General features: G+C 69.6%; 11 protein-coding genes and 1 tRNA gene. 8 read left to right on the plus strand and 4 right to left on the minus strand.

Going from position 1 to position 12,885, the window contains the following annotated elements; translation table 11 throughout:
* Positions 1–24: 24 nt before the first annotated feature.
* From SSMG_RS00525 to SSMG_RS00535, 3 genes are all read right to left on the minus strand, one after another.
* Positions 25–100, minus strand: a tRNA-Lys gene (locus SSMG_RS00525).
* 446 nt (positions 101–546) lie between these two features.
* Positions 547–951 (minus strand): thioesterase family protein, encoded by a 405-nt coding sequence (locus SSMG_RS00530; protein ID WP_199785736.1) that lies wholly within the window; start codon positions 949–951, stop codon positions 547–549.
* A complete protein-coding gene (locus tag SSMG_RS00535; protein ID WP_009071743.1) occupies positions 948–2,228 on the minus strand; it encodes a hydroxyacid-oxoacid transhydrogenase in 1,281 nt (426 codons plus the stop codon). The genes SSMG_RS00530 and SSMG_RS00535 overlap by 4 nt, the downstream gene beginning before the upstream one ends.
* 124 nt (positions 2,229–2,352) lie before the next feature.
* On the opposite strand from SSMG_RS00535, the gene SSMG_RS00540 reads away from it, so the two are divergent.
* The 8 genes from SSMG_RS00540 (at position 2,353) to SSMG_RS00575 (ending at position 12,183) form a co-directional block, all read left to right on the plus strand.
* The gene (locus SSMG_RS00540) at positions 2,353–3,996 is read left to right on the plus strand and encodes a thiamine pyrophosphate-binding protein (protein ID WP_009071745.1); all 1,644 of its coding nucleotides are present in this window, start codon (positions 2,353–2,355) and stop codon (positions 3,994–3,996) included.
* 295 nt (positions 3,997–4,291) lie between these two features.
* Entirely contained in the window at positions 4,292–4,567 is a 276-nt protein-coding gene (locus tag SSMG_RS00545; protein WP_037712115.1) for a hypothetical protein, read from the plus strand.
* 211 nt (positions 4,568–4,778) lie between these two features.
* On the plus strand, positions 4,779–4,982 hold the full coding sequence (locus SSMG_RS00550; protein ID WP_009071749.1) for a cold-shock protein: 204 nt from the start codon (positions 4,779–4,781) through the stop codon (positions 4,980–4,982).
* A gap of 182 nt (positions 4,983–5,164) precedes the next feature.
* On the plus strand, positions 5,165–5,386 hold the full coding sequence (locus SSMG_RS00555; RefSeq protein WP_009071751.1) for a heavy-metal-associated domain-containing protein: 222 nt from the start codon (positions 5,165–5,167) through the stop codon (positions 5,384–5,386).
* A 143-nt stretch (positions 5,387–5,529) separates the two neighbouring features.
* Complete coding sequence (locus tag SSMG_RS00560) at positions 5,530–6,585, plus strand: ATP-NAD kinase family protein (RefSeq protein ID WP_037712117.1); 1,056 nt, start codon at positions 5,530–5,532, stop codon at positions 6,583–6,585.
* 91 nt (positions 6,586–6,676) lie between these two features.
* Positions 6,677–8,065: a hypothetical protein gene (locus SSMG_RS00565; protein WP_009071756.1), complete on the plus strand. Its 1,389-nt coding sequence runs from the start codon at positions 6,677–6,679 to the stop codon at positions 8,063–8,065.
* Positions 8,062–9,027 carry a glutamate ABC transporter substrate-binding protein gene (locus SSMG_RS00570; RefSeq protein WP_009071759.1) on the plus strand — a complete coding sequence of 322 codons (966 nt, stop codon included), beginning with the start codon at positions 8,062–8,064 and terminating at the stop codon, positions 9,025–9,027. Before SSMG_RS00565 ends, SSMG_RS00570 begins: the two co-directional genes overlap by 4 nt.
* Before the next feature lie 72 nt (positions 9,028–9,099).
* Positions 9,100–12,183: a serine/threonine-protein kinase gene (locus tag SSMG_RS00575; RefSeq protein WP_286156922.1), complete on the plus strand. Its 3,084-nt coding sequence runs from the start codon at positions 9,100–9,102 to the stop codon at positions 12,181–12,183.
* 58 nt (positions 12,184–12,241) lie between these two features.
* Here SSMG_RS00575 and SSMG_RS00580 read toward each other — a convergent pair whose 3' ends face one another.
* Positions 12,242–12,820 carry a PaaI family thioesterase gene (locus SSMG_RS00580; protein ID WP_037712119.1) on the minus strand — a complete coding sequence of 193 codons (579 nt, stop codon included), beginning with the start codon at positions 12,818–12,820 and terminating at the stop codon, positions 12,242–12,244.
* Between the last annotated feature and the right edge of the window lie 65 nt (positions 12,821–12,885).

Consider the following 12,885-nt stretch of genomic DNA (forward strand, 5'->3'; position numbering starts at 1 on the left):
CAGATAGCCGCTGACCTGGGGTTTTGGTGGGCCGCCTGGGGCTCGAACCCAGAACCTACGGATTAAAAGTCCGCAGCTCTACCAATTGAGCTAACGGCCCGCGCGCTCAGTCTAGCGGGCTGCGCCCAGCCCTTCGCCAGGGCCTGGCACCGCGAGTCGCGACCGGGGGTTCGTCGCGAACCGGGCGAGGTCGGCTGCGTAGGACTCCGGCTGGTCCATCGCGATGAAGTGGGGTCGGTCCGGGTTATCGAGAGGCCAGTGGGCGATCTCCGACGCCCGCTACCGCCAGCCGCCGGATCGCCAGGCATTCCGCTGTGCACCCCGGTCGGGCCTCGTGGCCAGGCGAGCCCGGCACTCGAGTAGAACGACCACGGACCCGGCGGAGTACGTGACCAGGAAGCTGCACACTTCCCGCCCGACGAGTCGGCAGCCCGGCCGACACCCTGGAGTGGCTCGGCTGACCAGCCTCGGCCGCGCGTTCGCGGTGCACGAACCTCCGGAGCTGGCGGAACACTTGCGCGAACCCGGGCGGCCGGCCCGGCGTGCTCAACCAGCCAGTTCCGCCAGCGATTCCCGCAGCTTCCCGGTCACTTCCACCGGCCGCCGCGATTCGCGGTCCACGAAGACGTGCGCGAAATGCCCCTCCGCCACCAAGGTCTCCGCCGCGGTGTACATCCCGATCTCGTACCGCACGCTCGACCGGCCGAGGTGCGCTACCCGCAGTCCGATCCGCAGCGTGTCCGGGAACGAAACCGAAGCGTGGTAAGCACAACGAGATTCCACGCACAGCCCGATCACCGGCCCGGATTCGATGTCGAGGCCGCCGCGTTCGATCAGCCAGGTGTTGATCACAGTGTCCATCAACGAGTAGTGCACCACGTTGTTCACGTGGCCGTAGACGTCGTTGTCCTTCCAGCGCAACGGAACCGTCTGCCAATGCGGATAGTTCACCACAGCTGCACCGACTCCCGCAGAATGTCCGCCAGGTCCTTTTCGGACGGGGTGCGGGGTGCGGTGGCCAGCAATCGTTGCTGCTTCAGCGTTCCCTCGACTAGAGAGTCCACATCGGACTCGGTGTAGCCGACCGCGCCGATTCCGGCGGGCAGCCCGATCTCCTTCATCAGCGTGGTCAGCACGGCGGGCAGGTGGTCGGCGAAGTCGCCGGACCATTCGAAGTCCGGGGCCAGCAGCCGGGCGACGCGCTGGTGTCGTTCCGGGTTCGCGGCGAAGGTGAACCGGAACGCGGCGGGCGCGGTGAGCGAGACGGCCATGCCGTGCGGCACCATCGCTTCGTCGCCGGGGTAGCCGTCGGGGTGGAAATCCCGGACCTGCCCGGCGATCGGGTACGCGTTGGCGTGCGGGATGTGCACGCCGGCGTTGCCGAAGCCGAGCCCGGCGAACGTCGCGGCCAGCGCCATCGCCTCGCGCGCGGCCATGTCCTCGCCGTCGCGCACCGCGGCGGGCAGCGCCCACGACAGCAGCTGCAGCGACTTCTCCGCGAACATGTCCGCCAGCGGGTTCGCCCCGCAGTACGGCACCCGCTCCTCCGGCCGTTTCCGGTCGAACTCGGTGTAGGGCTTGGCGGTGTAGCTCTCCGCGGCGTGGCACAGGATGTCCATCCCGCTCGCCGCGGTGACCCCGGCGGGCTGGCTGGCCGTGAGCCGCGGGTCCACGACCGCGAGCGTGGGACGCAGCCGCAGGTGGCTGATCCCGCTCTTCACCCGCAGCGACAGCACGTCCAGCACGCACACCGTGGTGCTTTCCGACCCGGTCCCGGTCGTCGTCGGCACCGCGACCAGCGGCTTCAGCGGGTTCGCCGGCGCGCGGCCGCCGCCGACCGGCGCGTTGACGTAGTCCATCAGCTCACCGTCGTTGCTGGTCAGCAGGTTGGCGGCCTTCGCGGTGTCGATGCTGGAACCGCCGCCGACCGCGACGAACGCGTCGTACGGACCGGTGCCGCGGGCGAAGTCCACGGCCTTCCGCATGCTGACGTCGGTGGGTTCGACCTGGACGCCGTCGAAGGTTTCGGCCGCGATCCCGTAGCCGCGGATGCCCTCGGCGATCCGCTCCGGCCATCCGGTCGCCGCGACGACCGGGTCGGTCACCACGAGCACGCGCCGGGCGCCGAACTGGGCGAGATCGTATCCGATCTCGTCGCTCGACCCGCTTCCGTATTTGAGCGCCGGAGCCCCGTAAGTGAAAACAGTCTCATGTTCGGCGGATGTCACGACGGCGTCCTCCCAACTGGTGGGCGGCCCGATCCGGCAATCGGCACAATCCGGCGGCGAGTTGCTCAAGATCACTTGACGCCGGTTCACGGTGCCGCCCTAAGCTCTCCTCATTAGATACCAAGTGGGAACCACCGTCGCGCAAACGGCCGTACGCGTCTTGAACGAGGCCCGGGTCCGCCGGGTGTACGCGGTCGTCGGTGAGTCGTTCCTGGAATTGCTCGACGCGCTCCGCCGCGAGCGCGACGTCACGCTCGTTTCGGCGCGCCACGATTCGGGCGCGGCCTTCATGGCCGAGGCCGAGGGCAAGCTCACCGAACGTCCCGCCGTGCTGCTCGCGAGCCGCGGCCCGAGCGCTGCCGCGCTGGTCATGGGCGTGCAGACGGCGTATCAGGACGAGACGCCGATGGTGGTGCTGCTCGAAACCCCCGCGCTCGACCCGGTGCTCACCGGCGAGGTCCCGACGTCCGATTCGACCGGGATGTTCGAGTCGATCGCCAAATGGTGCGTCCGCGCGGACGATCCCGACGACGTGCCGCATCTGCTCGCCGAAGGCCTCGCCCGGTGCCGAGAAGGACGGCCGGGTCCGGTCGTGATCGGCGTGCCCAGCGACGCGTGGGGCGTCCCGTACGACTCGGCCAAACCGGTGGCGAAGGTTCGCCCGCCGGCCACCGGAACGCTGGGCCGTTCGGCGGAAGCGGTGGCCGGGCTGGTGGACGAAGCGCGCTACCCGGTGGTCATCGTCGGCGGACGCGCCCGGTCCGCGCGGGACGAACTGATCGCGGTCGCGGACGAGCTGGCGCTCCCGGTGTACAACGCTTTCCGCCGCCAGGACGCGTTCCCGGAGAACCACGCGCGCTACGCCGGACACCTCGGTCTCGGCATCCCCGCGCGTCAGCTCGACGCACTCGAACGGGCCGACCTCGTGCTCGCGCTCGGCACACAGCTCGACGAAGTCACGACGCAAGGCTTCCGCTACCCGACTCCACAGCAGACGCTTGTCCTTGTCGGCACTGGCATCGACGAACAGCGCCGTCGCGGCCTGACCTTCCGCGTGGACACTGAGGTCGAACCGTTCCTGAAGGAGCTGCGCGCGATCGCTTCGCCGCGTACGCGCCGAGCGTCGGCCGCGAACGCCGCCGTGCACACCTTCATGACACCGCCGAACACAAGCAACAACACGCGCGTACATCCGGTCGACGTCGTGCGCGCGCTGCGAAAGCTCGCGCCGGAGGACACCATCGTCACGAGTGACGCTGGCAACTTCGCGCAGTTCATGCACCGCTATTGGTGCTTCACCGCTCCGCGCAGCCAGCTCGGCCCGAGCAACGCCGCGATGGGGTACGCGGTCCCTGCGGCGATAGCTGCCAAGCTCGCCGAACCGCGGCGCGCTGTGGTCGCGATGGTCGGCGACGCGGGCACGCTCATGACAGGGCAAGAGATCGAGACCGCTGTGCGTTACCGCGCACCGGTGATGGTGGTCGTGTTCCAGAACGGCTTGCACGGTCCGCTCGCGATGCATCAGGCGCGTACGCACGGACGGCTGTCCGGAGTGACCATCCCGCTGACTGACTTCGCTTCGTGGGCGCGTGGGCTCGGCGCGGCGGGGTACACGGTGGACGATCGCGAGCGGCTCGAACCGATCATCGCGAGCGCGCTCGTCCGGCAGCGGCCGTGCGTGATCGACGTCCGGACCGACCCGGATGTGGTGACCCCGGACGTCCGGCTGAGCACGCTTCTCGGAGCCCCGCGTCCCTCCGGGACCTGAAATCTTCCTGAGAACACAAGGAAACGCCGGGAATGTTCGGTGGCTGGCGGGGGTTGGCTCAGGTAACCTGACGGTGTTCCCGGGGTTCGGCATCCGGACCCGGTTCGCCCGGCGAGGTTCGGCAGGCGTTCGGTTGGGGAAATTCCCGGGTGGACACGTTCCCCGGCTCGTGCGCGGCCATTCGGCGCGTTTCAGGGGTGGGGACAACCGGTTTCGGCCGGATTTTGTCGGTGCCGGATGGCACCATCGCGGTCATCCCCCGCTCGGGGCGGGGAAGGAACGAGGGGAGTTCGTCATGGCCGACGAAAAGGACGGGAAATCCCGTACCGCAGCGGCGACTGCTCGCGGCCGCGCCCGGTCCGCGCGGGCCGGTGCGCTGGTGTCCGTAGTGCGCGAGGAGCCGGAACAGGGACAGGCCGTCGAGGTGCCCGCCCAGAACCGGTCCGGAGTGGTTCCGGTGCTGTTCAGCGCCAGTGCGGAAGCCCACGACGAAGCCGTGGTCGCGTCCGACCAGGGCGCGGACTGGCGTTCGCCGTTCGACGCGCCGCTGCGCCACGCCAGCGGGGAGTGACCCGGTCTCGCGAACTGGGGTGAGTCGGCTTGTCCGGTCCCGCTCCGCTGTGCTTTACTTTCCTTGGTCTCGATTTTTGTGTTCGTGGTAATGCACGCTCGCAGAACTCAGCGGGCGTGGGCTTCCTCCACGAGGAACGCATCTCGCCCGTGTCTGGGCCCAGGACGTCGGTCGGCTTCCTGTTTTGGTGTTATGTATGGAGATTGTTTAGATGACTGAGGGCACCGTGAAGTGGTTCAACTCCGAGAAGGGGTTCGGCTTCATCACTCCCGACAACGGCGGCGGCGACGTCTTCGTGCACTACAGCGAGATCCAGGGCAACGGTTTCCGTACCCTCGAGGAGAACGCTCGCGTGCAGTTCGAGATCGGCCAGGGCCAGAAGGGCCCGCAGGCCACGTCGGTCAGCCTGATCTGACCTGCGTCTAATCGCTAAGTCGCCACCACTCCCGGTCGCGGGGGTGGTGGCTTCTTTCGTCTCCGCCCTCTTCCGGCCGTCTCACGATGCGGATTGTCTTGCCGGACAAGGCTTTTTATGCCGGACCGGCCATTGTGGATCACCCGATCGTGGACAGTCCGGGGGCTCGTAGGCTCGCGGACATGAGCGAAAACACCTACCTCGTCACCGGGATGTCCTGCGGCCACTGCGCGCAGTCGGTCACCGAGGAACTGACCGAGGTCCCCGGGGTCGAGAACGTGACTGTCGACGTCGAAACCGGGCACGTGACGGTCCGCAGCGCCGAAGCCCTCGACGAGACCGCCGTCCGCGCGGCGGTCGAAGAAGCCGGGTACACCTACGAAGGACTTGCTTCTCTCGTCTGAACGACGGGTAGCCGCGCGAGAACCCAAGGTAGGCTCTGGCCGGCGTGGAGGCACGGCCGATGCAACGTCCGTGCAACCCTTTCCTCCGCGCGGCCGGACGCGTGTGCTGGTCCCCTGGCGGCAGCGGATTGAGGGGGTTGTCGATGGGGGAAGTCGTTGCGGGAATCGTGGCGAACCCCGCGTCCGGACAGGACATCCGGAGACTCGTGACGCAGGCCTCGGCCGTTCCGGTCGAGGAGAAGGCCAACCTGGTGCGCCGGCTGCTGTCGGCGTTCGCGGTGACCGGCGTCGAGCGCACGCTGCTGTCCACGGACCTCGGCGGCATCTCCGCCGCCGTGCTGCACGACCTCGGTCGCGAACCGCTGCCCCAGGTGGAGTTCTGCGACGAGGACACGCTCACCGGCACCGCGCAGGACACCGTCAACGCGGTGCGCCGGATGGTCGACGCCGGGGCAGGCGTGATCGTGTGCCTCGGCGGCGACGGCACCGCCCGGGTCGCGGCCAAGGCCTGTGGCGACGTCCCGCTGCTCGCGCTGCCGACGGGCACCAACAACGCGTTTCCGCAGGCCGGAGAGGCCACGGTGGCCGGGCTCGCCGCCGGGATGGTCGCGAGCGGCCAGGTCGACGCCGACCTCGTGACCCAGCGGGTCAGCATGCTGGAAGTCGTCACGAAGAACCGGCGCGAGATCGCGCTGGTGGACGTCGCGGTCTCGATGAACAAGCACGTCGGCGCGAAGGCGCTCTGGGATCCCACCGCGCTCACTGAGCTGTACTGCACCTTCGCCGAGCCGGACGGCATCGGCCTGTCGAGCATCGCCGGCCAGCTGTGTCCGAGTTCTCGTTCCAGCGCGGATGGCGTAGCGCTCCAGCTTGGTCCGGTCGAGAGTTCCGCATACGTGGTGCACGCCGCGATCGCGCCCGGCGTGGTGCGTCCAGTCGGTGTACGCGGCTGGGGAGTCCTGCGTCCCGGCGTGCGCGTGGACCTTGCCGCAGGTGGCGGTGTTATCGCAGTCGACGGAGAACGCGAGCTGGAGCTGAAGAACGGTGAAGGCGCGTACGTCGAACTGCGCGCCGACGGTCCATGGTGCGTCGACGTACGCGCGGCGATGGCCGAAGCGGCAACCCAGGGGTTGCTACGCAGTGCCGCGACAAGCGGAACCGCGGAAAAAGGCCGAAGCCACGGTCGGTGCGCTGGCTGAGATCACGTGCAGGTGACACCTTCCGGGTGTCGTTCGCTGCGGCTTGCCCGACCGGCTACCTTCTGCGAGTGGCACATGGGGAGGATCGGGGATGAGCAGCACTGCGACGCGGCCGGAAACGACTGCCGAGCCCCCACCGGAGGAATTTCGGGGCCGCAGCGGAATCGCCGGCCTGCTGGACCTGCCCGGCCAGGCGGTGCGCGCGGTCGTCAGATCCACGACCACCACGCCCGGCAAGCTTTCGCTGATCGCGGTCGCCCTGGTGCTGCTTTCGCTGGTGGCCGGCCTCGTGGGCGTGTTGTCCGTAAAAGACAAGGACAACACGATCAACGGCCTGATCGACCACCGCGAACCTCTCGCGGCGGCCGCGCAGCAGGTGTTCCGCTCGCTGTCGGACGCGGACGCGACGGCCGCCAGCGCGTTTCTTTCCGTCGGCACTGAACCGCCCGCGCTGCGGAAGCGGTACGAGCAGGACATCGCTGAAGCGGGATCCGCGCTCGCCCGCGCGGCGTCCGACACCGCCGACGTCGGCGACGCCGCCCACCAGGTGGACATCCTGAACCAGAAGGTCCCGGTCTACACCGGGATCGTCGAGACCGCGCGCGCGAACAACCGGCAGGGTTTCCCGTCCGGCGCTTCGTATCTGCGCGAGGCTTCGCAGCTCATGCGCACGACGATCCTGCCCGCCGCGGACGCGCTCTACAACGCGCACACCAAGAAGCTTTTCGACGAGCAGGACAGCAGCAGCGACGTGCCGTGGGCGGCGGTCGCGCTGGTCGTCGTGCTCCTCGCGGCGCTCGTGGCCGCGCAGATCTACCTGACCCGGCGGACGAACCGGGTGCTGAACATCGGACTGCTCGTGGCCACCGGCTGCGTCGTGCTGTCGCTGCTGTGGGGCGCGGTCGCGCTCGTCGTGCAGGGCAGCCTCGTCGCGACCGGGCGCACCGACGGCACGTCGCAGGTCGACATCCTGGTGCGGTCCCGCATCTACGCGCTGCAGGCCCGGGCGGACGAAACCCTGACGCTGGTCGCACGCGGCGACGGCGGCGCGTACGAGCAGCAGTTCATCAAGCTGGCCGAGAAGCTCGTCGGCGCCGACGGCAAGGGCGGCCTGCTCGGCGAGGCTCGCGGTCTCGCGTCCGGCACCGCGGGGGAGCAGAAGATCGAAGCGGCGGAACAGGCCGCGCGCGAATGGTCGCTCGCCCACCTTCAGGTCCGCCGCCTCGACGACGGCGGGCAGTACCAGGAGGCGGTCGACTTCGCGACGAGCGTCAGCCCGAACAGCGCCGCCGCCGCGTTCGCCCGGCTCGACACGAACCTCCAGGCCGCGATCGACGTCTGCCGGCAGGAATTCCTCGACAGCACCAGATCCGGCGACAACGCGCTCACCGCGCTCGCGGCGGGCGTCGGCGTGCTGGCGGTGTTCGCGGCGGGCGGCATCACAGTCGGCGTGCGGGAGAGACTGAGGGAGTACCGGTGATCCGGTCGCGGCACTTCGTCCGGACTGCCGTGCTCGCGGTGGTCGCGGTTCTCGCCGCCGCCTGCGGGACGGCGGCCCAGCCGATGGAGGCCGCGCCCGTCACCGACGCGGCCTGGCCGACCCCGGCGGGAGTCGGCGGGCCGGACGCCGCGGCCGGCGGCGACTCCGACACCAGCTGCAACCCGCTGGCCAGCCTCGCGCCGAACGGTCTGGACACCTCCGGGCCGAGCCTGCAGAAGATCAAGCAGCGCGGGAAGCTCATCGCGGGCGTCGACCAGACGACCTACCTCTTCGGCTTCCGGAATCCGAAAACCGGCAAGCTCGAGGGCTTCGACATCGACCTGGTCAACGAGATCGCCCGGCAGATCTTCGGCTCCGACGGGCACGTGCAGTACCGGGCGATCACGTCGTCGCAGCGGGAAACCGTGCTCAAGGAACACCAGGTCGACGTGGTGGTCCGGACCTACAGCATCACCTGCGCCCGCCGCAAGCAGGTGCAGTTCTCGTCGGTGTACTACGTGGCCGGGCAGAAGATCCTGGTCCCGAAGTCGTCGAACGCGCAGTCGCTGACCGACCTCGCCGGGAAGCGCGTGTGCGCGGCGGCGAAGTCGACCTCGCTCGCGAAGATCGCCACCGACCCGGCCAAACCGGTCGCGGTGTCGGTGCCGAACTGGTCGGATTGCCTGGTGATGCTGCAGCAGGGCCAGGTCGACGCGGTGTCCACGGACGACACGATCCTGGCCGGCATGGCCGCGCAGGATCCGACGGTGAAGGTCGCGGGGGACCCGATGACGCAGGAGAATTACGGCGTCGGGATCCCGAAGGACGAGGAGGACCTGGTCCGTTTCGTGAACGCGGTGCTCGACAAGATCCGCGGCGACGGCACCTGGGCGAACAGTTACCAGAACTGGGTCGGCGCGCGGCTGGGACCGGCGAGCCCGCCGTCCCCGCAATACGGGTGACCAGGCCGGTCTCGCGGCGCGAGTTGTACGTTTTGAGCGGCAGGTTTGCCGCGGGGAGCTCGGGAGGTAGTTGTGTCGGAGGAGGCGCGCCGTCCTCGGCACGCAGCACCGGAGGGGGACGGCGACGAGGCGAAGGCCGCGGACCAGCCGTCCGGGCGGGGCGAGGCCGAGTGGACCCCGCCGCCGCCCGTGCGCTGGGACACCCCGGAACTGTCGGTGTCCGGGCGGCTGAACCCGCAGGCTGACCCGGACGCCGAGACGTTGATCAGCGCTCCGGTGCAGCGTCCGCAAGCCCCGGGCGGGCAGCCCGGTCAGCAGGCTCCGCGGGTCGGTCAGCCAGGCCAGCCGGGACAGCCGGGGCAGTCGGCACCGTCGGGTCAGCCCGCTCAGCCCAGCCAGCCGGGACAGCCCGCTCAGCCGGGGCAAGCCGGGCAGCAGCCGCGCACGCAGGGCCGTCCGGCTCCGCGCGGCGGTCAGCCGATGCCGCCGCAAGGCCGTCCGCAGCCGCCGTCGCAAGGCCAGCCGTACCCCGGTCAGCCCGCGCCGCCGTCGCAGGGCCAGCCGTATCCGCCGCAGTCGCGCACCGGTCAGCGGCCGGTCCCGCAAAACCGTCCGCAACAAGCGCAGCAGGGCAACCGCCCGTCGCGCCCGCCGGAGAACCGCGCCACCGGCCCGAACTCCGGCCCGATCCCGATGGGCGCCGCGGCGCAGGGAAAACCCCCGGCTGACGGAGGGGAGGCCCCGACGCGTCCGCCGGGCGACCTCGCGCCGGTGATCCTGCCGCAGTCGAACCAGCCGGTGGCTCCGGCCGATCCGGCCGCGCCGATGCCGACCAGCGTGCTGGCCAGCCCGACGCCGCACACCCAGAGCATCATGCCGCCGACCCCGCGGGTGGCCCCCGCCGACGGCGGCCCGCTGCCCGACCACGGCACGGACAGCGTCCTGCCGTCCGGACCCAGCGAGGGCCACGGCACCGGCACGCACGGTTCGCACGGCTCGCAAGGCACCGGCACGGGTACCGGAACGGGCTCGTTCCCCGGCACCTCGCGGCGCACCGGCTCGCGCGGCACCCGCCGTTCCCGGCGCGGCCGGCTCGGCGCGGGTCTCATCGACATCCCGCCGGTGCCGTACCGCGATCCGTCGACCGCGGTGCTGGCGAACCCGGTCGTGGCCGAGGACAAGCGGTTCTGCGGCAACTGCAGCGCGAAGGTCGGCCGCGGCAAGGACGGCCAGCCGGGCGAGCCCGAGGGCACCTGCGAGAAGTGCGGCACGCCGTTCTCGTTCGTCGCGAAGCTGAAGGCGCACGAGCTCGTCGGCGGCCAGTACGAGGTGCTCGGCGCGCTCGCGTACGGCGGTCTCGGCTGGATTTACCTGGCCAAGGACCACAACGTGTCCGACCGCTGGGTCGTGCTGAAGGGCCTGATCGACACCGGCGACTCCACCGCGATGGCCGCCGCGGCGAACGAGCAGCGGTTCCTCGCCGAGGTCGAGCACCCGAACATCGTCAAGATCCACAACTTCGTGCAGCATCCGGACCCGCAAACCGGCAACACCGTCGGGTACATCGTGATGGAGTACGTCGGCGGCCAGTCGCTGCGCGAGCTCGCGCTGCAGCACCACCGCGAGAGCAACCGCCCGGAGCCGCTGCCGATCGGCCAGGTCATCGCGTACGGGCTGGAGATCCTGCCCGCGCTCGGCTACCTGCACAGCCAGGGCCTGCTGTACTGCGACCTCAAGCCGGACAACGTCATCCAGACCCGCGAGCAGCTCAAGCTGATCGACCTCGGCGCGGTGCGGCGGATCGACGACTACGAGAGCCCGCTGTTCTTCACCACCGGCTACAGCGCGCCCGAGCTGGCGTCGCAGGGCGCGTCGGTGTCCTCGGACCTGTACACGGTCGGCCGGACGCTGGCGGTGCTGAGCTTCGAGTTCGCCGGGTACACGCGGGAGTTCAAGAACACGCTGCCTGGGCCTGATGCGGTGCCGTTGTTCGCGCTGTTCGGGTCGTATTACCGGTTCCTGAAGCGGGCCACCCACGCTGATCCGGATCGGCGGTTCATCGCCGCGGACGACATGGCTGATCAGTTGACCGGTGTGCTGCGCGAGATCATGGCGCTGGGGACTGGACAGCCGCGGCCTGCCGCGTCGACGGTGTTCGGGCCGGAGAGCCGGACTTTCGGTGTCCATCTGGTGGTGCCCGAGCAGGGTGAGCGGGTGCCGTTGCCGGACGCGGCCGAGGTGGTTGCCGGGCTGCCGATTCCGCAGGTCGACACGGATGACCCGGCTGCCGGGGTGCTCGCTACGACGACTGCGCTTGATCCGCATGAGGCGATCGAGGCGTTGGCTACCGCGCCGCGGGAGTCGATCGAGGTGCGGTTGCGGATCGTGCGGGCTCGGATTGAGCTGGGCGAGTTCGTGGAGGCGCAGCGCCAGTTGCAGGCGGCGCAGTATCTGGCGATCCGGCACGGGTTTCCGCATGACTGGCGGATCGACTGGTATCGCGGGCTGATCGAGCTTGCCGGCGGGCGGCCGCGGGTGGCGCACGTGGCGTTCGATGCGGTTTACGACGATCTGCCCGGGGAGATCGCGCCCAAGCTGGCGTTGGCGGTCAGTGCGGAGGGCGTGGGGGATTACTTCGGGGCGGCTCGGTTTTACGAGCTGGTTTGGCGGACGGACCGCACTTATGTGAGTGCTGCGTTCGGGCTTGCTCGGGTGTATCTCGCGCAGGGGGCGCGGCAGAGTGCGGTGGAGGTGCTGGAGGGGGTTCCGGCTACTTCTACGCATTATGTGGATGCGCAGGTCGCGGCGATCAAGATCAAGACCCGGGCTCACGGGGGTGCGGCTGGGGAGCAGCCGACCGTCACCGAGGGAGACCTCGTCGACGCTTCGGGCCGGTTGCAGCGCCTCAACCTGGACGCCGAGCGGCACACGCGGCTGAGCGCGGAGGTCCTGGAGGCGGCCTATGACTGGCTTAAGGTGCCAGGCCAGGCCAAGTCTGGGGCTTCGAAGGTGGTGGGGTGCGAGCTGGAGGAGCGGGACGTCCGATTCGGACTTGAACGTTGCTACCGGTCACTGGCCCGGCTTACCGACAACGCGAGCGACCGGATCGCGCTCGTGGATCGGGCGAACGCCATCCGCCCCCGCACCCTCACCTGACCGTCCGTGAAGGGCTCCTTGAGGGACTCAGATTCCCTCAAGGAGCCCTTCACGGACATCAGGGGTTGATGTCCCACTCGCGTTTGTTGCGGCGGTGCTGTTCGGCGAGCTTTTCCAGTGCTTGGGGGTCGCCGTGGGTGCTGAAGTGTTCGAAGCCCACTGCGATGAAGACTGCTCGGGCGTTTACCGCCACTGGCCCGTCTGGGGCGTCTAGGTGGCCGTCCGCGCTTACGTAGATCTTCCGGCCTGCGATGCCGTCCAGTCTGGCCTCGATGTACAGCGTGGAGCCGACCGGTACTGGGCGGCGGAAGTCTGTTTCCAGCTTGCCCGTCACTGCGGGGCGGTGCAGCAGGTTGCCTACCGTTGAGCCGAGCGCTTCGTCGAAGGCGCAGGCCAGCAGGCCGCCGTGGGCCAGGCCGGGGGCGCCTTGGTGCGCGGAGGTCACGGTGAACTTCGAGTGCACCGTGTAACCGTCGCCGATGGCTGAGCGCAGGTGCAGGCCGTCGTCTACCTCGTCGCCGCAGCCGAAGCATTCGGCGAAGTGGGTACCCAGTTCAGTGCCGGGCGCGGGGGCTTTCGGGTGGATCTCCGGCGGCTCCACCGGCACTGGCGGCCACGGGCCGGAAACAGGACTCATGCGACGACGTTAACCCGGCGGAAGGACCCGTCGGCACCCGCCCTGACCGGGCCGTCCGGCTTTCT

Source organism: Streptomyces sp. AA4, from assembly GCF_000158875.1.
Classification (GTDB): Bacteria; Actinomycetota; Actinomycetes; order Mycobacteriales; family Pseudonocardiaceae; genus Amycolatopsis.

Excerpts from the sequence above, each read along its gene's own strand:
- SSMG_RS00565 (WP_009071756.1), top strand. The coding sequence starts at position 6,677 with ATGAGCAGCACTGCGACGCGGCCGGAAACGACTGCCGAGCCCCCACCG.
- SSMG_RS00560 (WP_037712117.1), top strand. The coding sequence starts at position 5,530 with ATGGGGGAAGTCGTTGCGGGAATCGTGGCGAACCCCGCGTCCGGACAG.
- SSMG_RS00580 (WP_037712119.1), bottom strand. The coding sequence starts at position 12,820 with ATGAGTCCTGTTTCCGGCCCGTGGCCGCCAGTGCCGGTGGAGCCGCCG.
- SSMG_RS00555 (WP_009071751.1), top strand. The coding sequence starts at position 5,165 with ATGAGCGAAAACACCTACCTCGTCACCGGGATGTCCTGCGGCCACTGC.
- SSMG_RS00545 (WP_037712115.1), top strand. The coding sequence starts at position 4,292 with ATGGCCGACGAAAAGGACGGGAAATCCCGTACCGCAGCGGCGACTGCT.
- SSMG_RS00550 (WP_009071749.1), top strand. The coding sequence starts at position 4,779 with ATGACTGAGGGCACCGTGAAGTGGTTCAACTCCGAGAAGGGGTTCGGC.